At 69.9% G+C, this 21729-nt stretch carries 19 protein-coding genes and 1 pseudogene; 9 read left to right on the top strand and 11 right to left on the bottom strand.

The features are described 5' to 3' along the window. Positions 1 to 247: 247 nt before the first annotated feature. On the bottom strand, positions 248 to 1282 hold the full coding sequence (locus TR46_RS34475) for an ABC-2 membrane transporter-related protein (RefSeq protein ID WP_042410188.1): 1035 nt from the start codon (positions 1280 to 1282) through the stop codon (positions 248 to 250). Beyond that, a complete protein-coding gene (locus tag TR46_RS34470) occupies positions 1279 to 2043 on the bottom strand; it encodes an ABC transporter ATP-binding protein (RefSeq protein WP_042410185.1) in 765 nt (254 codons plus the stop codon). The genes TR46_RS34475 and TR46_RS34470 overlap by 4 nt, the downstream gene beginning before the upstream one ends. A gap of 179 nt (positions 2044 to 2222) precedes the next feature. Between TR46_RS34470 and TR46_RS34465 the strand changes: the two genes are divergently transcribed. Continuing rightward, complete coding sequence (locus tag TR46_RS34465; protein WP_042410183.1) at positions 2223 to 3416, top strand: sensor histidine kinase; 1194 nt, start codon at positions 2223 to 2225, stop codon at positions 3414 to 3416. After that, the gene (locus TR46_RS34460; protein WP_042410180.1) at positions 3413 to 4075 is read left to right on the top strand and encodes a response regulator; all 663 of its coding nucleotides are present in this window, start codon (positions 3413 to 3415) and stop codon (positions 4073 to 4075) included. The genes TR46_RS34465 and TR46_RS34460 overlap by 4 nt, the downstream gene beginning before the upstream one ends. A gap of 152 nt (positions 4076 to 4227) precedes the next feature. Here TR46_RS34460 and TR46_RS34455 read toward each other — a convergent pair whose 3' ends face one another. After that, positions 4228 to 4704, bottom strand: a complete 477-nt coding sequence (locus TR46_RS34455; protein ID WP_042410175.1) for a hypothetical protein — start codon at positions 4702 to 4704, stop codon at positions 4228 to 4230. A 261-nt stretch (positions 4705 to 4965) separates the two neighbouring features. Between TR46_RS34455 and TR46_RS40370 the strand changes: the two genes are divergently transcribed. Both TR46_RS40370 and TR46_RS34440 read left to right on the top strand, forming a co-directional pair. After that, the gene (locus TR46_RS40370) at positions 4966 to 5376 is read left to right on the top strand and encodes a cupredoxin domain-containing protein (RefSeq protein WP_236655651.1); all 411 of its coding nucleotides are present in this window, start codon (positions 4966 to 4968) and stop codon (positions 5374 to 5376) included. Between the two features lie 5 nt (positions 5377 to 5381). Further along, positions 5382 to 5786: a hypothetical protein gene (locus tag TR46_RS34440; protein WP_052433362.1), complete on the top strand. Its 405-nt coding sequence runs from the start codon at positions 5382 to 5384 to the stop codon at positions 5784 to 5786. 100 nt (positions 5787 to 5886) lie between these two features. Here TR46_RS34440 and TR46_RS34435 read toward each other — a convergent pair. The 4 genes and pseudogenes from TR46_RS34435 to TR46_RS34420 form a co-directional block, all read right to left on the bottom strand. Further along, a pseudogene (locus tag TR46_RS34435) lies at positions 5887 to 6346 on the bottom strand (nuclear transport factor 2 family protein). 149 nt (positions 6347 to 6495) lie between these two features. Continuing rightward, complete coding sequence (htpG, locus tag TR46_RS34430) at positions 6496 to 8421, bottom strand: molecular chaperone HtpG (RefSeq protein ID WP_042410171.1); 1926 nt, start codon at positions 8419 to 8421, stop codon at positions 6496 to 6498. Between the two features lie 77 nt (positions 8422 to 8498). Next, positions 8499 to 9191 (bottom strand): hypothetical protein, encoded by a 693-nt coding sequence (locus TR46_RS34425; RefSeq protein WP_042410170.1) that lies wholly within the window; start codon positions 9189 to 9191, stop codon positions 8499 to 8501. Between the two features lie 262 nt (positions 9192 to 9453). After that, the gene (locus tag TR46_RS34420) at positions 9454 to 10311 is read right to left on the bottom strand and encodes a helix-turn-helix domain-containing protein (protein WP_042410166.1); all 858 of its coding nucleotides are present in this window, start codon (positions 10309 to 10311) and stop codon (positions 9454 to 9456) included. A 213-nt stretch (positions 10312 to 10524) separates the two neighbouring features. Between TR46_RS34420 and TR46_RS34415 the strand changes: the two genes are divergently transcribed. Next, entirely contained in the window at positions 10525 to 11286 is a 762-nt protein-coding gene (locus TR46_RS34415; protein WP_042410164.1) for an SDR family oxidoreductase, read from the top strand. Between the two features lie 291 nt (positions 11287 to 11577). Here TR46_RS34415 and TR46_RS34410 read toward each other — a convergent pair whose 3' ends face one another. Then, entirely contained in the window at positions 11578 to 12450 is an 873-nt protein-coding gene (locus TR46_RS34410; RefSeq protein WP_042410161.1) for an aldo/keto reductase family oxidoreductase, read from the bottom strand. Between the two features lie 133 nt (positions 12451 to 12583). Here TR46_RS34410 and TR46_RS34405 point away from each other — a divergent pair, with 133 nt between their 5' ends. Both TR46_RS34405 and TR46_RS41785 read left to right on the top strand, forming a co-directional pair. Next, complete coding sequence (locus TR46_RS34405) at positions 12584 to 13015, top strand: winged helix-turn-helix transcriptional regulator (protein WP_042410158.1); 432 nt, start codon at positions 12584 to 12586, stop codon at positions 13013 to 13015. A 711-nt stretch (positions 13016 to 13726) separates the two neighbouring features. Further along, on the top strand, positions 13727 to 13918 hold the full coding sequence (locus TR46_RS41785) for a hypothetical protein (RefSeq protein WP_152626853.1): 192 nt from the start codon (positions 13727 to 13729) through the stop codon (positions 13916 to 13918). 65 nt (positions 13919 to 13983) lie between these two features. On the opposite strand, the gene TR46_RS34395 is transcribed toward TR46_RS41785, so the two are convergent. Both TR46_RS34395 and TR46_RS34390 read right to left on the bottom strand, forming a co-directional pair. Beyond that, a complete protein-coding gene (locus TR46_RS34395) occupies positions 13984 to 17868 on the bottom strand; it encodes an nSTAND1 domain-containing NTPase (protein WP_042410154.1) in 3885 nt (1294 codons plus the stop codon). Between the two features lie 138 nt (positions 17869 to 18006). Next, positions 18007 to 18543, bottom strand: coding sequence for a TetR/AcrR family transcriptional regulator (locus tag TR46_RS34390; RefSeq protein ID WP_042410153.1), 537 nt, complete (start codon positions 18541 to 18543; stop codon positions 18007 to 18009). A gap of 75 nt (positions 18544 to 18618) precedes the next feature. On the opposite strand from TR46_RS34390, the gene TR46_RS34385 reads away from it, so the two are divergent. Then, complete coding sequence (locus TR46_RS34385) at positions 18619 to 19668, top strand: aldo/keto reductase (RefSeq protein ID WP_042410151.1); 1050 nt, start codon at positions 18619 to 18621, stop codon at positions 19666 to 19668. Positions 19669 to 19905: 237 nt separating this feature from the next. Here the strand turns inward: TR46_RS34385 and TR46_RS34380 are convergent, their stop codons facing one another. Next, the gene (locus TR46_RS34380; RefSeq protein ID WP_042410150.1) at positions 19906 to 20823 is read right to left on the bottom strand and encodes an NADP-dependent oxidoreductase; all 918 of its coding nucleotides are present in this window, start codon (positions 20821 to 20823) and stop codon (positions 19906 to 19908) included. A 328-nt stretch (positions 20824 to 21151) separates the two neighbouring features. Between TR46_RS34380 and TR46_RS34375 the strand changes: the two genes are divergently transcribed. Then, positions 21152 to 21427: a DUF6296 family protein gene (locus TR46_RS34375; protein WP_042410147.1), complete on the top strand. Its 276-nt coding sequence runs from the start codon at positions 21152 to 21154 to the stop codon at positions 21425 to 21427. Positions 21428 to 21729: the final 302 nt, after the last annotated feature.

Raw genomic sequence — 21729 nt, 5'->3', positions numbered from 1 at the left:
CGTCGTCCGTAGTGAGGAGACGCGCGATCCGTAGGACGTCGTCGGGACTGAGGTTGCGTTGCAGCGCCTCGACCGCGTCCGCGAGGCCATCGGCTTGCGCCCTTCTCACGAGACGGTCGACAGGAGGCAGTTCGACTTCGACGCTGAGGTTCCACAGCGTCGAGTCGTGGTACCTCGGAGGAGTCGCCCAGCACCCGCTGACATCCGGCCGTGTCCCATCGAGAAGTCGGCGCGCGCCCCGACCCCTTCACGAGAGCCGGAACCGTCGGATCCACAGGACGCAGGCCGCGGCCGAAGCCGCCGCGGCGGCCAGCAGGACTGCGGTCTCAAGGCCCTGGAACTCCCAGAACCTGGTCGCGGGCTGGTAGGTCACCACCTGCCGGAGGTGCTGACCCGCGATCCAGCTGACGCACTGGTTGTACGTCCCCGCCCCGCACTGCGGCACGTTCGGCAGGGTGAAGACGTGCCCGTTCGGCGTGACGGTTCGGTTGGTGACGATCCACGCCCCGGGAATGTCCACGGGCAACGTCAGCTGTCCGCTGCTGTGCACCTGCATCTGGTTGAGGGCCGAGGCGGACAGCACCGGGGTGGTGACCGTGACCGGCGTGACCAGGCCGGGCCGGACCCAGTTCGGCACGACGAACTGAATCGCCGCGACGACCACCAGGGTCGCCGCCATCGCCGGCACGGTGCGCCGGATGAGCACGCCGAGCGTGATGCCGAGGACGAACCCGAGGGCCGCGTAGCCGAGCGGGACGATCCCGCGTGCGTCGAAGATCTGCTTCGAGAACCGGCTGATCTGGGACCCTCCGCCGATCGGGAAGCCGCCGGCGCGGTCGATCGGGGCGGCCCACCACGTGACCATGAGGCTGATCAGGCCGGCGAACGCCGTACTCGCCAGGCCCAGCAGCGCGAGCTTCGCCATCGCCCACCGCGTGGGCGTCACGCTCTGATGCCAGACGAGCCGAAAGGTGTGGCCCTCAGCCTCGCGGGTGATCGTCGGCGCGCCCCAGAAGGCCCCGATCAGCGGCGGGGCCAGGACCAGGATCCCGAATCCGATGAAGTACATCAGGGGGTAGGCGGAGTCTGCCTTCATCTCGTCGAGGAACGTGGTCGTCATCGCGGAGCAGGCGGACGGTATACGGCACGACGCCAGGCCGCTGGAAGTGTAGAGGTCGGCGAGCCCCGATCCGGTCAGGGCGAGCGCGATGCCGAACGCGGTCAGGATCACCGCGGCGACGATCGCCTGGGCGCGGAACTGGCGCCAGGTCAGCCAGATCACTTCTGCTTCTCCTCTGCGGGGTGAGAGGGGCGGCCCATGAGGGCCAGGACGAGGTCTTCGAGGCCCGCCAGGGTGTTCCGCGGGCCGGCCAGCCTGTTGTGGGCGGCGAGCAGGTCGTCGACGGCGCCCGCCGCCTGGACGCGTGCGCCGGTCAGCACGATCAGGTAGTCGCAGAACGCGTCGAGGTCGGAGACCAGGTGGGACGAGAGCACGACGGTCATGTGGTGCTCGGCGACCGCGTCGGCCAGTTCCTCCAGGAACTCCCGGCGGGCCACTGGATCGAGGCTGGCGACCGGTTCGTCCAGGATCAGCAGATCGGGGCGCTTGCCGATGGCCATGGTCAGAGCCAGCTGCGCGCGCTGTCCACCGGACAGCCTGCCGGCCTTGCGGGCCGGTTCCAGTCCCAGTCTCCTGATCCGCTCCTCGACGTAGGGTCTGTCCCAGCGTGGATTGAGGTGCGCGCCCAGACGCAAGTGGTCGGCGACGGACAGTCCCGGGTAGGTGGGGGTGTCCTGCGCGACGAACCCGACCTTGGCCAGTTGGCCGGGCCCGGCCGCGGGCCTGCCGCCGACCACTTCGACCGTTCCGGCGGTGGGGGTCAGGAGGCCGGTGAACAGATGGAGCAACGTGGTCTTTCCGGCCCCGTTCGGGCCGACGAGCCCGACGACGTGCCCGGCCGGGATGCTCAGCGTGCAGTCGGTCAGTGCCCAGCGCTTGCGGTAGCGCTTGCCCAGGCCTTGGCTTTCGATGGCGGCGGTCAAGCTTCCTCCTCGGTGCGTCGGGTGCTTCGGTGCTCCCACCGCCAAAGGTGCCGTTCACGCCGCAGGGAATCGTCGGACCGCGGGACGGACCTCCGCGAGATCTTCTGGCCTCAAGTACGAGGGGCCGCGTCGGCCCTGGGTACGACGCGCGCCGAGGACCGCGCCGTTACCGTCATGGCGTGGACCAACACCGCCTTCCGCTGCTCGAGCGGCTGCGGCCGGGGCACTGGGTCGCCGTCGACTGCTGTGCCGCCGTGCTGATGGCGCTCCCGAACAAAGTGGTGTTCCTGCGCTGCCCGACATGGCTGGGCGTCATCGTTCTGGCGCTGGCGGTGCTTCCCGCGGCGCTTCGGCGGTTCTGGCCGCGTACCGTTCTCACGGTCGTCGTAGTCAGCGTGGCCGCCGCGACCGCGCTCGACAAGGTCGCCTATCTTCCGCTTGCGGTGGGTTACGTCATCTGCCTGATCCCGCTCCGGGTTCCACGCCGTGAGTCGCTGTGGTTGCTCGGCGGAACCCTGGCGGCGGTGGCGGTAGGTCTGGGCATCCAGGCCAGTGGCCCTGGCCCTGGCGGCGCCGGCGACGCAGCCCGCCTCGCGGCGGAGAACGGGCTGTACATCGTGGCCGCGTGGCTGGCCGGATATGCGGTGCAGCAGCGGCGCTCATATGCGGCGAACGCACGGGAACGGGCGGAGCGGGAGGTGCGTGAGCAGCTGGCAGAGGCTCGCCGCGTCAGCAGCGAAGAACGGCTGCAGATCGCACGGGAACTGCACGATGTCGTGGCCCACACCGTCAGCCTGATCGCGGTGCAGGCCGGCGTCGCCAACTACGTGGTGAAGACGCACCCGGAGGAAGCGGCGCGCGCACTGGCCTCCATCGAGACGACCAGTCGCGGCGCACTGCGCGAGATGCGGGCCCTCCTGGCCATGCTCCGGGCCGACGGAACCGAAGAAGGGACCGGGCGGCAGGACGAACTGCTTCCAGCACCGGGATTGGCAGACCTGGACAGCCTGGTCGCGCGCAGCGCCGAAGCGGGCCTCCTGGTGGACCTGGAGATCCGCGGCGAGCGGACTGTGCTCCCCGCGGGAATCGACCTGGCAGCATTCCGGGTGATCCAGGAGGCGATCACCAACGTGGTCAAGCACGCGGGAACAGACAGGTGCCGGGTAACCGTCAGCCATCAGGAGGACGTGCTGGCTGTCGAGGTGACGGACGGTGGAACGGCGAAGGCCGGCCAGACGTCAGGTCTCGGGCACGGCATCGTGGGCATGCGCGAGCGGGTCGGCATGTACGGCGGAGAGTTCCGCGCCGCGCCACTTCCCGGCCGCGGATTCCAGATATCGGCACGCTTCCCACTGATGGAAACCGAGTCATGACAATCAGAGTGCTGGTCGCAGACGACCAGGCACTGGTGCGTGGCAGCTTCCGTCTCCTGGTGGACTCCGCGCCGGACCTGGCCTCGGTCGGCGAGGCGTCAACCGGCACCGAAGCCGTCGAACTCGCCGAACGGGAGCAGCCCGACGTCGTCCTGATGGACATTCGGATGCCGGACATGGACGGCATCGCGGCGACCCGCACGATCACCGCCGCGCCGTCGACATCAGCCGTCCGCGTGCTCATCCTGACCACTTTCGAGGTCGACGAATACGTCTTCTCAGCACTACGCGCCGGCGCCAGCGGCTTTCTGCTCAAGGACACCCCGCCCGCCGATCTGCTGGCCGCGATCCGGGTCGTGGCCGGCGGCGAGGCGCTCCTGGCCCCCAGCGTCACGCGGCGTCTGATCGAGGAGTTCACCCGGCGTCCCGAGCCCGCCCAACAGCCGATCGCCGCCCTGGAGTGCACCACCGATCGGGAACGCGAAGTCCTGACCCTGATCGGACTCGGCATGTCGAACGACGAGATCGCGGCCCACCTGCACCTGAGCCTGTCCACGGCGAAGACCCACATCGGCCGCCTGCTGATGAAGCTCGGCGCCCGTGACCGCGCCCAACTCGTCATCGCCGCCTACAACGCCGGACTGGTCCGGCCGGCATGACCCAAAGCGAATGCCGAGCTGCGGCTGCTGCTCGGCGTTCGGATTGCCGTCCACCATGTGGTGCGGCAGAGATCTCGATGTGGCCGCTGGCGACGGGTTGGCGGGCTCATCAGTGTGGGTGCCGAGTGGGTCTCCCATGCTGGACCGTCCGGTCAGCCCTGGTGTTCGAAGTCTGCGAACGGCGAGTCGCGGAGCGGTATGGGTTTCGGCCACCAGGGTGGTCGGCCGTGTGGGCAGCGGGCGCTCAGGTATTTCCCGTCCGGTGGGGCGACGTTGTACACCAGGTCGCCGGCGAGGACGGCTGAGAGCATCAGCAGCCCGGCCAGGCTTGCGGTCAGCACCCGGACGGGGCGACGGCGCGATGGGGGGAGGAGGCGGGTGGCCAGGAGGAAGCCAAGGGGGAAGGCGCAGCAGTACGCCGCGATGAGCGGGAGGTTGAAGAGGAGGTAGAAGCGGGGGCTGTCGGTGAAGTCGTACGCCTCCGGCCACGGCATGTTCGTGCAGTAGGACCAGGTACTGCTGATGATGTCGCTGGCCGTGGCTTCGGCGAGCAGACCGAGCACTACCCCGGCGACTGGCACCAGACAGCCCCACCCTCTGCGCAGGTCCGGCTTCTGTTCCTTGATCACTCCTCCTCCTGCCCGGGAAGGACGAGGGTGGGCGATCGACGGTTCCACCGCCACGCGGCGGTGTGCAGCAGGCTGGTCCGATCGGGTGGACTGCGCCGCTGATTCGGTCCGGCATGTGGGCTGGTCCGCAGTACTTCCCGTAGAAACCGGATATGAGTCAATCGGCTGCCTCCCCGGCGGTCTACCGATCGGGCAGAGCCGCCATGGCTGTGCCAACTTCAGCAGACCCCCTGCTGGTCCCGTTCGACCTGGAGGCTCGCCTTGACTCTCGTCCACCGGCAGCGCGTGGTTGCCCTGCTTGCCCTGGCCGTTGTCGGCGCGGTGCTGACGGGCTGCTCCAGCAGTTCCCCGTCCAACGCGAGTTCCCCATCCCCCGCGGGCTCGTCGGTGACGAGCGCCGCGTCCTCGGTGCCGGCCGGCGGGACCAAGATCACCATCAGCAGCTTCAAGTTCAACCCGGACTCCCTGACCGTGGCACCGGGGCAGACGGTCACCGTGCTCAACAACGACTCCACGGCCCACACCCTGACCGCGAGCGCAGGCAAGGCCTTCGACACCGGCACGATCAGCCCTGGGAACAGCGGAAGCTTCACCGCCCCCACCGCGCCGGGCAGCTATCCCTACACCTGCACGATCCACCCGTTCATGCACGGCACCCTGATCGTGAAGTAGCGACCATGGCCCTGGTGCGCCTCATCCTGCGGATCGCGGCCGCGGCGGGACTGGCCGTCGACGCCGCCGTGCACGCCCGGCTGGCCGGCCAGTACGACGCTGTCACCGCGACCGTCAGCCAGGGAACCCTGTTCCGGGCGGAAGCGGCCGCAGCCGCCCTGGGCGTGGTCCTGGTCCTGATCTGGCGCAGACGACCGGGAGACCTGTTCGCCTGGCTGACCGCGCTGGTCGGTATCGCCGCGATCCTGCTCTACCGGTACGTCGACGTCGGTACCCTGGGGCCGCTGCCCAACATGTACGAGCCGATCTGGTCCACCGACAAGATCTGGGCCCTGGCCGGACAGATCCTCGCCGTCCTGGCACTGGTGCCCGTGCTCCTGCAGCGGAGGACGGGCGCCCGCGTCCCTTGACCTGCGCCCGTCCCAACTGCAGGACGGCCGCCGTCACCCTGCCACGGTCGGCGACGACGGCGCCATCCCCGGACGCGGCACAGGCAGGGCGGGACCGGCATCACCCCACCCGCTGCGTCTCGGCGCCGAAGGGGAGGAAGACGGTCCGGCCGGCGAGGAGCCAGCTGCCGTCGACGTTGCGGAAGGTGTCCTCGTAGTGGCCGACGTTCACCGGGGGGGCGGGGCTCGATCATCCCGCCCGTGTAGCCGTCGACCCGATACGTGGTCAGATACGAGACGGCCCGAGCGGTCGTCGCGGACTCCACCGTGACCAGGAGATTCGTCATCAGACGACGCGAGAGCCTGTCTGCCGGACGGGATGCGAAGTACGTCCGCAAGGCCTCGCGTCCCACGATGCGTCGATCACCGAACGGCCAGTCCCAGACACCGTCGGGCGTGAACAGCTCGGCCACGGCGCCGGGATCACCGAGGTCGAGGCGGTGGATGAAGTCCACGATGATCCGCTCACAGGCGCGTTCCGCGAGCATCCGGTCCAGGGGGGTGATGGTCTCGTCTTTCATGCCCCCTACTATCAGCCCCGAGCTGTCGGGCCGCGGCAATTTCTCGGCCACACCTTCGCTGTCCCAGGAGTGACGGCCTGTCAGCAATCTGCTGAGGGTCGAGGACGGGGCCGGCCGACGGCGGACTGCGGCCGGCCGGCCCCATGGGGTTACAGGGTGTGGGTGAGGCGCTCGGTGAGCAGGCGGGTGAAGCGGGCGGGGTCGGGCAGGTCGCCGCCCTCGGCGAGCAGAGCGCTGCCGTAGACCAGTTCGGCGGTCTGCGCGAGAGCCGGGTCGTCGGTGTTCGCGTCGTGGGCCCGGCGCAGCGCGGTGATGAGGGGGTGGGTGGGGTTGAGTTCGAGGATGCGCTTGACTGCGGGGAGCTCCTGGCCCATCGCCCGGTACATCTTCTCCAGGGTGGGCGTGAGGTCGTGGGCGTCACCGACCAGGCAAGCCGCAGAGGTGGTCAGCCGAGTGGAGAGACGGACCTGCTTCACATGGTCGGCCAGCGTGGTCTGCAGCCAGAGCAGCAGAGCCGCGTAGTCCTCTTCGCGCTGCGCCTTGTCGGTCCGGGCCTGCTCGTCCTCCTCGTCGGCCGGGTCGAGGTCGACCTGGCCCTTGGCGATGGACTGGAACCGGTGGCCGTCGAACGCGGGGACCTGCTCGACCCAGACCTCGTCCACGGGATCGGTGAGGATGAGGACCTCGTAGCCCTTGGCGCGGAAGGCCTCCATGTGCGGGGAGTTCTCGACCATCGCCCGGTTCTCGCCGGTCAGGTAGTAGATGGCGTCCTGGCCGTCCTTCATGCGTGCCACGTAATCGTGCAGCGTGGTCGTCCCGGCCGCGTCGTGGGTGGAGGCCGCCGAGACCAGTGCCAGCAGCGCCTCGGTGTTGTCGCGGTCCTCGATGAGGCCTTCCTTGAGGGCCCGGCCGAACTGCTCCCAGAGCTTGGTGTAGGCGTCGGCGTTGCCGGTCTGCATGGTCTTGATCGCTGACAGCACCTTCTTGACGAGGCGTCGGCGAACGGCGCTGATCTGGCGGTCGTGCTGCAGGATCTCGCGGGAGATGTTCAGCGACAGGTCGTGGGCGTCGACGACGCCCTTGACGAAGCGGAGGTAGTTCGGCATCAGCGCGTCGCAGTCGTCCATGATGAACACGCGCTTGACGTACAGCTGCACACCGCTCCGGGTGTCGCGGGAGAACAGGTCGAACGGGGCCTGGGCCGGGATGAACAGCAGCGCCTCGTACTCGAAGGTGCCCTCGGCCCGCATGTGGATGGTCTCGGCGGGGGCCTGCCAGTCGTGGCTGATCTGCTGGTAGAACTCGCTGTACTCGGCCTCGGTCACCTCGCTGCGAGGGCGGGCCCACAGCGCCTTCATCGAGTTCAGCGTCTCCGACTCGGCCGCGCCGTCGCTCTCGCCCTCGCCGTCGGTGTCGGCCTCCTTGGCGAGGCGGATCGGCCAGCGGATGAAGTCCGAGTACTGCTTCACGATCTGACGGATCTTCCGGTCGGCCAGGTAGTCGCCCAGCCCGTCCTCGCTGTCCTCGGCCTTGAGGTGGAGGGTGACGGCCGTGCCGACGGGCAGGCCTTCGGCCTCGGCGATGGTGTAGGTGCCCTCGCCGTCGGACTCCCAGAGCGTGCCCTGGTCGGTGCCGGCCCGGCGGCTGCGGAGAGTGACCTTGTCGGCGACCATGAACGACGAGTAGAAGCCCACGCCGAACTGCCCGATCAGGCTCTGCGCCGCGTCGGCGTCCTTGGCCTCCTTGATCTTGGCGAGCAGGCCGGCGGTGCCCGACTTGGCAATGGTGCCGATCAGCTCGACGACATCGTCGCGGGTCATGCCGATGCCGTTGTCGCGCACGGTCAGGGTGCGGGCGTCCCGGTCGACTTCCAGTTCGATGTGGAGGTCGGAGACGTCGACGGCGCGGTCGGTGTCGGTGAGCGATTCCAGGCGAAGCTTGTCGAGGGCGTCGGAGGCGTTGGAGATCAGCTCGCGCAGGAAGATGTCCTTGTTCGAGTAGATCGAGTGGATCACCAGTTGCAGCAGCTGGCGGGTCTCCGCCTGGAACTCCAGCGTTTCGGCCTGGCTGGGCACGGGTCGTTCTCCTTCGGGTTCGTACGAGCGACGGAAGGGGGGCTGGGCGGGCAAGGTGCTTCCTGCGCCGTCGGGGGTCATCGCCGGCGGGGTGGTGGATCGTCCGGGATACGGCGTGCCTGGTCGCTGTCGGCGCGCAGTTGATCGGCGTGGGCGGTGAAGGCGTCGAGCCGGTCGGCGATCTCCGGGTGGTCTGCACCGAGGTGGGGACGGGCCTCGGCAAGCGGGGCCAGGAGCTGGGCTGCGTCGTCGTCGCCCAAGGCGTTCAGCAGGTGCTGCACGGCGGGGGCGGCACTGCCGGCAAGGTCGTCCAGGGAGCTGACCTGTCCGGCCAGGCGGCGCAGGTCGGCGGCGTTGTCACGGGCCCAGGCGATGACGGCGCGGTCGGCGGCCCGTTGGTCGCGAGCCGCTTGGACACGCTGCTCGCCGGTGCTGCCCGCGGTGGTGCCGGCGGCGTTGTCGGGGCGCAGGCGCAGGTAGCGGCGCTCGGCCGCCTGCCGGCTCTGTACGCCGAGCGGTTCGGCCAGGTCGGCCCAGGTGGCACCGGCGCCTCGGGCGGTTTCGATCAGCCCGGTCTCCCAACCGGCGAGCTGCTCGCGCAGGTGGCGCAGCATCAGCAGCGCGGCCAGGGCCTGCTGGGGGTCGCGCTGGGCGGCGGTGTCCGCGGGAGCGTGGCGGGCGGTGCGGGCGGCGGCGTCCATCATGCCCAGCGCGGCAGCGGCGGCCAGGAACGAGGCCGGCCCGGCGCCGGAGGTCTCCTGAGCGTCCATGGCTGTCACCCTTTCGCTGACCAGAGCTGAGTCGTCGGTTGGACGACATACTACGGCACCGCCAGCCGGAGTGGGCCGGACCGGGACAAGGCCATCGCATACCTTCCTGGTGGACTGGCCGTTCCACCCAGGGACTTGCGAGATGGCCGCTCCGTGACCAGGGGTGGTCACCCCGTCCAAGGGACACCATCAGGGGCGATCCCGTGCCCGTCTCGGCGACGCCCTGTGCGAGGTCGGTGGCGACGAACGCCGGTCGCAAGTCTCAGGTGCGGATATCCGATCCACCCGTTTCCACCCGGGCGGTTCCCGTCTCGGCCAGGGAGGCGAGGAGGCGTAGCTTCTCGTGGCTCTCACTGTCCTGGTCGGCGTAGTAGAGGACCAGGAGCAGGCCGTCGACGGGGAGTTTGTCCCGGTGCAGGTGCAGTTCGCCGACGACGGGGTGGGTCACGTCGGCGGTTCCGCCGTCGAGGCCGCGGATGTCGTGGCGTGCCCAGAGGCTTCGGAACCGCTCGCTGGACAGGGACAGCTCGCCGACCAGCTCCACGAAGCGGGGGTCGTCGATGTCATCGCCGATGGACTTTCTGAAGGCGGCGACGAACGCTTCGGCGGAGCGCATCCAGTCCTGCTGGAACGCCTGTTCCTCGGGATCGAGGAGCAGCGACTTGAGGCGGTTGTGTCCGGGCTGGAGGCGTGGGGAGAGTGCGACGGCGAGGGGGTTGGAGGCGAGCACGTCGAAGGCTTTGCCTTCCACGAACGCGGGGACCTGCACGCTCGCGAGGAGGTGGTGCAGCCGTGCGGGCACGCGTTCGGGTTTGCGGCGGCGTGGTGGCCGCGGGCGTGAGGCGGCGAGACCGAGGAGGTACTCCTGTTCGAGCTCGTCGAGGTGCAGCACTCGCGCGAGGGACTGGATGACCTGGAGTGACGGGTTCTTGTCGCGGCCGCGTTCGAGTCGCAGGTAGTAGTCGGCGCTGATGCCCGCGAGCATGGCGACCTCTTCCCGGCGTAGCCCGGGGACGCGGCGGTTCGCCCCCGCCGGGAGCCCGGCCTGGTCCGGGGTGACCAGCGCCCGACGGGCGCGCAGGTAGCCGCCGAGCCGGTTGGCGTGGTCGTCGTCGCTCATGTCAAGCATCGTAGTTCGGGACCGTGCGGTGATGGGGGGCCCTGGTAGGACCCCGGTCGGGCAAGACCCCGGTAGACGGGGGTCCTACCTGCGCCCGGGGCGCGGATCGACACTGAAGGCGTCGCCGCGGGAAAGCCCGGAGCGGTGACCGGAACTCTCATCGACCGCGCGGGCAGGCTTGTCGCCGCCGGCGCCTGAAGCAGGAGCACATCGATGGACATCACCAACCGCACCGTCTTCATCGCCGGAGGCACCTCGGGAATCGGCCTGGAGCTTGCCCGGCGTTTCGCCGCGGCCGGCAGCACCGTCATCGTCGGCGGCCGGCGCACCGACCTGCTCGACCGGATCAGCGCGGAGGGGTTCGGCACGGTTCCCGTCGACGTGACCGACCAGGCGAGCGTCGACCGCGCTCGCGACACGGTCCTGCTCAGCCATCCGGACCTCGACACGGTCGTCACGATGTCCGGAGTCATGATCCTCGAAGACCTGCGCGATCCCGGGCACTTCAGCGCAGCGGAGCAGACGATCGACGTCAATCTCCTCGGCACCGTCCGCGTCATCGACGCGTTCACCCCCCACCTGATCGCGCGCGGCGCCGGCACCGTCGTCACGGTCAGCTCGGGCATCGGGTTCCTGCCCTTCCCGGTCATGCCGACCTATGCCGCCTCGAAGGCTGCCGTGCACGCCTACTCCGAGGCGCTGCGCGCCCAACTGGACGGTACCGGCGTCGAGGTCGCCGAACTCGTGCCCCCTGCTGTGGCCACGACGCCGGAGCAGGCGCAGCGCAACCCCAACGCGCTCGCGCTGGACGACTTCGCCACGGAGGTCATGGACCTGCTGCGGGCCGAGCCCACTCCGCACCAGATCCTCGTGAAGGCTGTGCTCATGCACCGGTGGGCCGAGCGTGACGGGACCTACGACGAGCTCGTCGCCCAGCGGTCCCAAGCACTCGCCATGCTCCCGAGCCGCCAGTAGGCATGCGGGTCCGGTGGCCGGGCCGCGCGCAGAGCCGCCGCGTCCAGGAGGCAAGCTGCTCCGGCTCGCCCGCACGGCTGCATGCCGTTGCAGTGCTCCCGGCCGTTCCTCTGCGCAGGCCCGCTGGGGACCGGCCGGCGCCGCCGTTGTCCGGTCGCCGCCGGTCCGCCGGTCCGCCGGCCGGTGCCGCGTTCGTGCGGAGCCGGCACCGGCCGGGCCGTAAAAGTGTGCATTCAGGGGCAGTTGGCGATCTTGCCGGCACCCGACGCAACGGGCCGATTCGAGAAGGGCTCAGTGGCCGATGTCGTCCAGCTCGGCCACGTCCTTGTCAGACAGGGAAAGCCCGGCGCCTGCGATGTTCTCGTGCAGGTGGGCGGTGGACGAGGTGCCGGGAATGAGCAGGATGTTTGGCGAGCGCTGCATCAGCCAAGCCAGCGCCACCGACATCGGCGACGCCTCCATCCGGCCAGCGACCCGGGAGAGGGCTTCGGACTGCAGCGGCGCGAAGCCTCCCAGAGGAAAGAACGGCACGTAGGCGATCCCGTCGGTGGCGAGTCGGTCGATGAGGTCGTCGTCGTGGCGGTGGGCGAGGTTGTACATGTTCTGCACGCATACGATCGGGGCGATAGCGCGTGCTTCGGCGACCTGCTCCGCAGTGACGTTGCTGACGCCGAGGTGGCGGATCAGGCCTTCCCGCTGGAGGCCGACGAGCGTCTCGAATGCTTCGGTGATCGAGCCGGACTGGGGACCTTGAGCGTCGCCCATGCGCATGTTGACAAGGTCGAGGGTCTCGACGCCGAGGGATTCGAGATTCTCGTAAACCTGCTTGCGCAGGTCTTCGGGACGCCGGGCGGTGGGCCAACCGCCGTGTGCGTCGCGGGTTGCGCCCACCTTGGTGGCGATGACCAGGGTCTCCCGGTAGGGGTGCAGCGCTTCGCGGATCAGCTCGTTCGTGATGCGCGGTCCGTAGGCGCCACTGGTGTCGATATGGGTGATCCCGAGGGTGACGGCCTCGCGTAGGACGGCCAGTGCGCCGTCGTGGTCGGCGGGCGGTCCCATGACCCCTGGGCCGGCGAGCTGCATGGCACCGTAGCCGAACCGGGGGACGGTCGAGCCGCCCAGCATCCAGGTGCCGCCGGGAAGAGGAGTGGAGGGCGTGTTCATCGCAGTGCCTTTCGCTTCTTCGTGCCTGGGGTGGTATCTCCTGACCGCTTGCACAATGATTGGAGAGCTACTCCCTTTTGGGAAGTAGGCACCTTGGAGTGCGTAACCAACCCAGAGAGTGGCGGCGAGACCGGTGACAACGAAGGCCGACAAGTCAGCGCAGGTCAGGGCGGACTACAACGCGTTCCTCGCGATGTGCCCCAGCCGCCAGCTACTCGACCGGATCTCGGACAAGTGGGTCGTCCTGATCCTGTGCGCGCTGAGTGGTGATACGCCCGACCGGCCCGGTGCATCACCCGCTCCGAAGGCGATGCGCTACTCCGAACTCGCCCGGCTGCTGGCCGGCGTCAGTCAGAAGATGTTGACCCAGACCCTTCGGGCCCTCGAACGCGACGGCTTGCTGATCCGCACCGTGACGCCCACGGTCCCGGTCACCGTCACCTACGCGCTGACCGACCTCGGCCTCTCACTCCACCACCTGACGGGCGGGTTGAGAAGCTGGGCGCAGTCCAACATGGATCAGGTGCTCGCAAACCGTGAAGAGCACGACGCGCGAACCCCCTAGTGGGGAAGGCGATCCCTCCCGGAGCACGAGTCGATGTCGTCCAGGCGTCAGATGCCCGGGGTCGTCGCACCCCAGGTCCGACCACCGCCTTCAGGCCGCCGTGATGCACGGGCACGGATCTCCGAGGGGCCGGGCTGGTTCGGTTCAGCGCAGCGTGTCGGGGCGCGAGCGTGGAGCAGTTCGGTGCGGAGTTGGTCGTGCGGTGTTCCGGGCGTCCGGCCGGTGCCGCAGCACGGGTCGCGGTGGCAGTGGCCATGGTTGGTGCAGCCGTAGGTTGTGCGGGGCGGGGCCCCAGCAGCAGAAGTGCCACCGATGACCTGTCCGCCTCTGATGGCGACGTGTCCGAGGCTGTCCGAGCATTGTCCGGCTCTGTCCAGGCATTGGTTGCGGCCTTCCGCGGATGCCGAGCGGACTGTTCTGGTGGGATCCGACGGACGACCGGGGGAGGGGGAGGGGCCGCACGGCTCCGGGCGCCCCCGGTCGTCCGTACCACACCGGACCCGAGGAAGGTGCAACACCATGAACATGGTCGGACACATCAGGGATACCAGGCACGGCGGTACTGAGCCGAGGCGCAACCCGGGCAGAGGGCCAGTGCGTACGATCGCGGCGGTCCTGGCTGCCGGTGCCTTCGCGGGGGTTGCGGTGGTGGCGTCCGCGCCGACGGCGTCCGCGTACGGCCCCTCCTACTGCAACACTTCCAGCTGCAGCTTGTCCGTATCCCCGAACACCGGGGGCATCTACTTCGAGATGCCCCGGCTCACCTCGGTCAGCATGATCTGCTGGACCGACAGCCAGTGGTGGGACGGCACCAACCGCTGGTTCAAGGTCAACTCCTTGTACGGGCAGGGCTATATGATCGCCAACCAGGTATCGAACCAGACGTCGGTCGGGCATTGCTGACAGGGTTGCTGTCACCCGGGCGGTGGCAGCGAACCGATGTCCGGCCGTCGGGGCGGTGACCGCACTCAGCCGCAGGGCGGCTGGTAGCTGCGGCCCGGGACGTACTGTGTCCACTGCGCTCGGGTCAGCGGCCGGCTGCCGAGGATGCAGATCCACCTCGCGGCTGAAGCGGGGTCTGTGTCCCACAGTTGGACCGTGTGGTTGATGCCCCCGGCCGCGAGACTGCGGCCGCCGGGGCTGAAGGCCACTGAGAAGATCCCGCCCGCTGGGCCGTCCAGGGTCGCGACGTGTCGAGGACTTCGGGGCGAGGTGAGGTCCCAGAGCCAGACGCTGCCGTCCTCGTTGTCGCTCACGGCCAGCAGGTCGCGGTCGGGGGCGAAGGCCAGCGAGTAGATGTAGCCGATCTGGCCGCTGAGCTCCTGCTGGTAGCTGACGGGATGTCCGGGACGGGAGAGGTTCCACAGCTGGACGGTCCCGTCCGCACTGCCGACAGCCAGTAAGCCGCCGCCCGAGTCGAAGGCGACCGAGTAGACGGGGGCCGAGAAGGCGCCCAGCGTGGTTTCCAGCGTGGGTCGGTGCGGATCAGCAAGATCGTAGAGGTAGGCGTGGCCATCGCTGCTGGCGACCGCCAGCAGGTGGCTGCCGGGACCGACCGACGCCTGGAGGATCTCGCCCTGCCCGGGGACGGTGATCGTGGCCGCGATCACCGGGTCCCGCGGCTCGGCGACATCCAGGAGGTGCACGGTGCCGTCGTCGGAGGAGACGGTCAGCAGCCTGCCGTCCTGGCTGAAGGCGACTGACTCCACCAGTTGCGTGGCCGCCTTGATCGGAGCTCCGAGCCGGGCCGGGTGTTCCGGGTCGGCGATGTCCCAGAGCTGCACGGTGCCGTCCAGGTCACCGACGGCGAAGACCCTTCCGTCGGGAGAGAGCGCGCCGGAGCCGGAGAACCTGCCCTGCCCCGGGTCGCCGACCAACGGGGGGCCGAGCCGGACCGGAACGTGGATGTCGCGGGGGTTCCACACCGTGAGGGTGTCGTCGGAGGCGCCGGCGGCAACGCCGAGCCGGTGTCCGTCGGCGTCGAAGGTGACGGCGAAGACTGCGTCCCTGGCACCGGTGATCAGTGGGCCCGGCGTGTGCCACCAGTGGATGGTGCCGTTGTCGACGGTCACGGTGAGAGGAGTCCCGTCCGGCAGGAACTGCACCGAGGTGACCGGCTGCGGGTGCGGCAGCTCCGCGAGGGCCTGCCGGGTCTCCAGGTCGAACAGCCACAGCCGCCCGTCGGACGAACCCGCCGCCAGCGTCCGGCCATCAGGGCTGAATGCGACGGTGTTGACCCAGGTGGTCGGCCCGGTCAGCGGGGCGCCGTTAGACCTCGGGTGTACGGGGTCGGCGATGTTCCAGAGGTATATCTCGTGCCCCGCGCCCGTGCCCGCAGCCAGTGTCCGCCCGTCAGGGCTGAGCGCGACCGAGAAGACGATGCTGCTGGGGGTGTTCAGGACCGCCAGCGCGAGGGGACGGCCGGGGACCGCGACATCCCACAGCCGCACGCCGGGATCCTCTCCCGCAGCCAGGGTGCGACTGTCCGGGGTGAAGGCGAGGCTCTCGGCTGCCTGCCCGGCGCCGGTGCGCTCGCCCGTGGCGGGCAGTGCCTGGCCTGCAAGGTCCGTGGAGTCGAGATCCCACAGCCGGATCGAGCCGTCCGCCGCCGCGGCCGCCACCTTGCGGCCGTCGGCGCTCACCGCGACGGTGACAGCCTTGGCCCGTAAACCTCGCAAGGTGGGCAGGGCCTGCGGGTGCGCGGGGTCAGCCGTGTTCCACAGGTGCACACCGTCATCCGGTCCGACGGCCGCCAACAAACGTCCCCCGTGGCCGAAGGCGACCCCCACGACGCCGCCCGCCGGGACACCCGAAGAAACGTCAAGCAGCGGTCCGATGGCGGTGATGCGGCTGTTCGCCGCCCGCCAGAGTTGGACGGCGCCGCCGCTGGTCCCGACTGCCAGGACCGCTCCGACGACCGCCACCGACTCAGCGCCGCCCGAGCTCGGCCGCAGCTGCGTGTCGGGTGTGGTGCCGGTGGAGTCCAGAAGACTGGACAACGCTTCCGACGTCGGGGAGATCCGGTAGGCAGCCAGCGCCAGCTGCATGGACAGCGCCACGTCGTGGTCGCGCAGACTGTCGGCCTCGTGGGCCACCGCACGCGACAGCGCGGCGTCCTGCTCGCGCCGATTCTGCAGCTGCTGCTCACGCGCGAACGCGCCGACGCTGGCGGCGAGGACGGCGAACACGGCCAGCAGCGCGAGCAGTCGGTAGCGCTGCTGAACCCGGCGGCGGGAGCGGCGCTCCTCCTCCAGCTGGAACTGCACCGCTGCGGCGAGGAATTCCCTTTCGGTGCCGTTCAGTTCTCTGCCGTAGCCGCGGGCCTCGACCCACTCGCGGATCATCTGCAGCAGGCCCCCGCGGAAGAGCAGGTCCGAATCCCGGTCGGAGGTGCTCCACTCCTCGGCGGCCGCGCCCAGGCGGCGGTGCAGGCGTAGCCAGGCCCGGTCGGCGTCGAGCCAGTCGAGGAGCTGCGGCCATGCTGTCAGCAGCGCCTCGTGGGTGATCTCGACGGTGCCGGTACCCATGGTCAGCAGGCGCGCAGCCGTGAACCGGTCCAGGACGGCCTCGACGGATCGAGCGTCTGCCTCGACACCGGCGTCCATGATCTCGGTCAGCGGGACGCGGCGACGGGTGTCTGCGGTGTCGTCCTCGGTGCGCACCAGCCGCCGGAAGAGCCGCCGCGCGGTCTCTCGCTGCGAGTCCGACAGCTCGGCATAGATCGTGTCCGCGCTCTGGGCGATCGAGCCGGCGATGCCGCCGCCCGCCACATAGTCGGCCACCGTCAGGCGGCCGCCGCGGTGCCGCTCCCATGCCGCCCGCAACGCGTGCGAGAGCAATGGCAGCGCACCCGGATCGTGCGCCGCGGCGGAAGCGACGCCGCTGGTCCGCGGCACCAGCTCGCGCAGTACGAGCGTGACCAGGGCCGGGTCGACGTCGATGCCGGCCAGCCGGGCAGGCCCGGTGACGGCCTCTGCCAGCTCCTCGGTCGACATCGGGCCGACCACCACCTGGTCCCGTTGGATCGCCTCGGCCAGCAGAGGGTGACGTAGTGCCTGCGGGTAGAAGTCGGCTCGCATTCCGAGCGCCACGGCCAGACCGGGCTGCGGGGTGCAGACCGCGTTGATGAACCGCTGCCGCTCCTCGTCGTCGACCTCGCGTGCGAAGACCTCCTCGAACTGGTCGACGACAAGCACCCTCGACCGGTCCCGCGCGCCGGCGTCCCGGGCGGCCTCCGCGGCCTCCGCGGCCTGTGCTTCAAGCACCGCTTGCGCGGCCTCATAGGCACGGAACGGGCTGGGTCCGGGCGCGAGGACCGCTGTGAGGCGTCCGGCACGCTTCAGCGCGGGTACGACACCGGCCCGAAGCAGGGAGGACTTTCCGGCCCCCGAGGGTCCGACCACCAGCAGGGGGCCGCCCCCGTGAGCCAGGCGCTGCTGTAATCGCTCCACAGCGAGTGCGGTGAGATCCGTCCGTCCGTGGAACCACTCCGCGTCGAGCTCGCCGAAGGCGGCCAGGCCCCGGTACGGGGCGGGACTGGACGCGGGCCGCCGTCCGGGTGCGCGACGGGCGCGGGCCAGTGCCTCGACCCACTGCGCCGTCCGTTCCGGAACGCCGCCTTCGCCGCAGGCCGCAAGGATCCGCTGGAAGGGGCCGAGGTAACCCGGCTGCGGAAGGTGGTCCCCACTGAGATAGCCCTGGACAGTCGCACGCGGGACCGAAGCCTTGTCCGCCAACTGGCGCACCGTCAGTCCGGCCGCCTCACGGGCCAGCGAGAGTTCCCGGGCGAGATCCCGCCCCGTAGCGATACGTTCCGGTTGCGGGCGCGGCGGCCCAGCTGTGCCGTCCGACATGGGTCCCCCTTCGGGGCGCGGCGACCCGCCGTGCCCTCGACCGTGACCGAACCGTGCGCTCTGACCAGCGTAGCGACAAGGCACGGATCCCGGCCGGGAAACCGCTGAGCGCGCCGGGCCCTGCCGCGTGCGGCTCGTTCACCGTTGCACACGCAGCCCGTCGAGGATGAGCGCGAGCATGTGGGGTGCCCTGTCCTCCGGGCCGGACGCGGTGCGCCAGAGTGCGCCGGTGAGTTGGAGGAAGTCCCCCGGGTCGGCGTCCGGGCGGATGCTTCCGTTCCGCCTGCCGGCGTCGAGGAGTTGTGTGATCGCGGCGATGACCGGTCCGTAGCTCTGCTCGTTGACGGTCTGGTGCGCGCCCGGGCCCAGGGCGTCGCCGAGGCCGTGCTTTCTGCGCATGGCCTGGACGAGGTCGATCGTCCATTCGCGGAGCGCTTCCAGCGGGGGCATCCGGGCCAGCAGGTCGGGCACGGTGGCGACGATACGGGCCACCTCGTCCTGGTAGACGGCCAGGACCAGCGACTCGCGGGTGGGGAAGTTGCGGTACAGCGTGCCCGCGCCGACTCCCGCGCGCTGGGAGATCTGGTTCATCGAGGTGGTGCCGTCCGCCGTGAGCGCTTCGCGTGCGGCGGCGAGGATGCGCGCCCTGTTCTCTCGGGCGTCTGAGCGGACCACGGAACCTCACCTTGCTAAGTGGAGAGTTCTCCACTACGTTATATGGAGAGCTCTCCACATACTTTAAGGAGCGTCATGCAATACATCAAGCTCGGCGCGACCGGTCTCGACGTGTCCCCGATCGCCATCGGCGCGATGACCTACGGCGAACCCGACCGCGGGCACCCCGTCTGGTCGAAGGGCGAGCAGGACGCGCGGCCGCTCATCCGGCACGCGCTGGAGGCGGGGATCAACTTCTTCGACACCGCGAACATGTACTCCAACGGTTCCAGCGAGGAGATCCTCGGCCGCGCGCTCAAGGAATTCGCCGACCGCGACGCCGTAGTGATCGCCACGAAGCTGCGCCATCCGATGCGGCTGGGTCCCAACGGCCGCGGCCTGTCGCGCAAGGCGGTCATGACCGAGGTCGACCACTCCCTGCGCCGCCTCGGCACCGACTACATCGACCTCTACCAGATCCACCGCAACGACCGCTCCACGCCGTGGGAGGAGACCCTTCAGGCGCTCAGCGACCTCGTGAGGGCCGGCAAGGTCCGCTATCTGGGCGCCTCGTCCATGCACGCATGGGAGTTCGCGAAGGCGCTGCACCTGCAGAAGGAGAACGGCTGGGCGCGGTTCGTGTCGATGCAGGACCACTACAACCTCCTTGCCCGTGAGGAGGAGCGCGAGATGATCCCGCTGTGCCTGGACGAGGGCGTGGGCACGATCATCTGGTCGCCGTTGGCCCGCGGCCGCCTCGCCCGCGCGTGGGAGGACGCCCGCTCGACGGTACGCTCCCAGACGGACGGCGCCTACGCGGACCTGCTCTACTCGCCCGGGGAGGAGGCATCCAACCACGCGATCATCGACGCCGTCGGGCAGGTCGCGCAGGCCCACGGCGTCAGTCGCGCACAGGTCGCGCTCGCCTGGCTGCGACGCCAGCCGGTCGTCACCGCGCCGCTGGTCGGCGCCGGTTCGGCCCGGCAGATCGACGAGGCCGTGGCCTCGCTCGACATCCAGCTCACCGACGACGACGTGCGTGCCCTGGAGGCCCCGTACACCCCCCGGTACGACTGGCAGGGCGTCTCGGACGAAGCCGAGATGGAGGCCATCCGCCGGCGCGTCCCGGGAATGGCGCTGGCGTGAATCCCATCGTGCGCTCCGGTGCCGCGGCCGGCGCCGGAGCCGGCCAGGCCGTCTGCGGCCTGATGGCAGTAGCCAGCCGTAGGCGTCGATCGATTCGAGGACCGGGCTCTCGGTGAACGGTTCGGCCGGCCCGGTCAGGATGGCCGCGAGCGCGGTGAGTCCGGCGGCGCCGCGACCGAGCCGCTTCATCGCTTACACCGTGGGGATGACCAGCCAGCCGGCTCGTGGCCACCACCCCTACGGGCGTACGCGGATGACCGTCTTGCCGCGGCGTCGCGCGGTCGGATTGAGGGCGTCGACGGCATCGTCGAGACTCGCGACGTGATCGATGTTCGTCCGCAGCCGTCCGTCCCGTACCCGCCGCACGATCTCGTTGAGTTCGCCACGATCGGCCTCGACGACGAAGTCCACCGCCAAACCGTCATCGGGCCGCGCCTCGATCGCGCCGACGACGGACACCAGTGTTCCTCCGGCCCTGATCAGGGCAGCGGACCGCTTCTGAATGTCGCCACCGATGACGTCGAAGACCAGGTCGACGCCGCCGACGTCCTTCAGCGCGTCGTTCTCGAGGTCGACGAACTCGTGCGCGCCGAAGTCGATCGCCTTCTCGCGGTCGGCGGCGCGTCCGGTGCCGATGACGTAAGCGCCGGCCTCACGTGCGAGCTGGGTCACCATCGTCCCGACTGCCCCGGCCGCGCCATGGGCGAGGACGGTCTGGCCGGCCTGAAGGCGGCCGTGCTGGAACAGCCCCTGCCACGCGGTCAGACCTGAGATCGGCAAGGACGCGCCCACCGTGAAGTCGACGTCACCGGGAAGCGGTGCGAGGTTGCGTGCCTCGATCGCCACGTACTCCGCCAGGGTTCCGTCGCGGTGCCAGTCGGCGAGGCCGAACACCCGCTGCCCGACGGACAGCCCCGTCGTGCCGTAGCCGAGGGCGGTGACCACTCCGGCCAGCTCGTGGCCGGGGATCGACGGTGTCCTGTCGCGGCCTGCGCGATCGGTCCAGGTCGACGGCCATTCCATCTCAGTCGGGACGAAGCCCGATGCATGGATCTGAACGATGACGTCGTTGATCGCTGCGAGCGGCTCAGGCCGGTCCGTCAGCGTCATCCCGGCCGTTCCCGCAGCCTGGTCGGTTACCACAATGGCCTTCATCGAGGTTGACCCCTTCTCCGTCCAGCGGTGTTCAGGTACTCGCAGCCGCGGTCGCGCAGGTTGGGGAAGCCTCGGATCATCGACTCCCACAGCTCCTGGCTCGGCCGAGGCCGCCGCCTCACTCGATCAGCACCTGCCCGCCGGCGCAACCCGTGGATGGCCGGACGTTCCGGGGGTCGCCGGCTGCGCGGCGCTTCCTCGCGGAACAAAAAGTGAATCGCGGCCGCGCAACGGGGTACGTAACGGAAGTATTCACACGAAACATGCCCGCGCGGACAACCGGTGCCCGGGCGGCACCCGGCGCGCCTGCGATCTCAGGAGGACTCCCATGGACCAGCACGACGTAGACGCGGATGCCCGCGAACTGGTCTTCGTCGCGCCCGCCCCCGGGGGTGTTCGCGGTCACGAGGACGTCGTGGTCGTGCGGCGCACGCAGGCAAGGGGCCCGGGCGGCCATTTCGTCTACTGCGACGAGACCGGCATCGTGCGCGCCGAGATCAGTGAGGACGACGACGTCCGGATACTGGTCACCAGCGTCCACCAGGACCCCCGGCGCCCCGTCGCCTGCCGCAGGCTCCCGGCACCCCCTGCAGCCGCCGCCTGAGGCTCGACCCTCCTCTGCGGCAACCGCCCCGATCCGCCCGCCACTACCGGCGCCACCGCCGGACTGCCGGCTGAGCGGGGGCAGGTGACCGGGACGAGCCGCCGGAGCGGTCGGCCGCGCGGCCGGTTGATCGCGTCCTGCCGCGGTCAGCCCGCCGCCATGCGCTTGGCCGCTTCCGATGCCAGGACCTGCACTGCGCCGATGGGTCGCATCATCACCATGAAGTCGGTGATCCTGCCGCTCTCATCGAACTCGACGAAGTCGGCGCCGGACAGGCGCGCGTCCCCGACGCGGGCACTGAA

It is taken from the genome of Streptacidiphilus carbonis, from assembly GCF_000787775.1.
Classification (GTDB): Bacteria; Actinomycetota; Actinomycetes; order Streptomycetales; family Streptomycetaceae; genus Streptacidiphilus; species Streptacidiphilus carbonis.
The sequence above is the reverse complement of the archived record's forward strand: the minus strand, read 5'-3'. Positions and strand labels throughout refer to the sequence as shown.

Coding starts and splice junctions, on each gene's coding strand:
- TR46_RS34420 (WP_042410166.1), bottom strand. CDS start 10,311: ATGAGCGACGACGACCACGCCAACCGGCTCGGCGGCTACCTGCGCGCC.
- TR46_RS34460 (WP_042410180.1), top strand. CDS start 3,413: ATGACAATCAGAGTGCTGGTCGCAGACGACCAGGCACTGGTGCGTGGC.
- TR46_RS34425 (WP_042410170.1), bottom strand. CDS start 9,191: ATGGACGCTCAGGAGACCTCCGGCGCCGGGCCGGCCTCGTTCCTGGCC.
- TR46_RS34380 (WP_042410150.1), bottom strand. CDS start 20,823: ATGAAGGCCATTGTGGTAACCGACCAGGCTGCGGGAACGGCCGGGATG.
- TR46_RS34395 (WP_042410154.1), bottom strand. CDS start 17,868: ATGTCGGACGGCACAGCTGGGCCGCCGCGCCCGCAACCGGAACGTATC.
- TR46_RS34440 (WP_052433362.1), top strand. CDS start 5,382: ATGGCCCTGGTGCGCCTCATCCTGCGGATCGCGGCCGCGGCGGGACTG.
- TR46_RS34385 (WP_042410151.1), top strand. CDS start 18,619: ATGCAATACATCAAGCTCGGCGCGACCGGTCTCGACGTGTCCCCGATC.
- TR46_RS34375 (WP_042410147.1), top strand. CDS start 21,152: ATGGACCAGCACGACGTAGACGCGGATGCCCGCGAACTGGTCTTCGTC.
- TR46_RS34415 (WP_042410164.1), top strand. CDS start 10,525: ATGGACATCACCAACCGCACCGTCTTCATCGCCGGAGGCACCTCGGGA.
- TR46_RS34410 (WP_042410161.1), bottom strand. CDS start 12,450: ATGAACACGCCCTCCACTCCTCTTCCCGGCGGCACCTGGATGCTGGGC.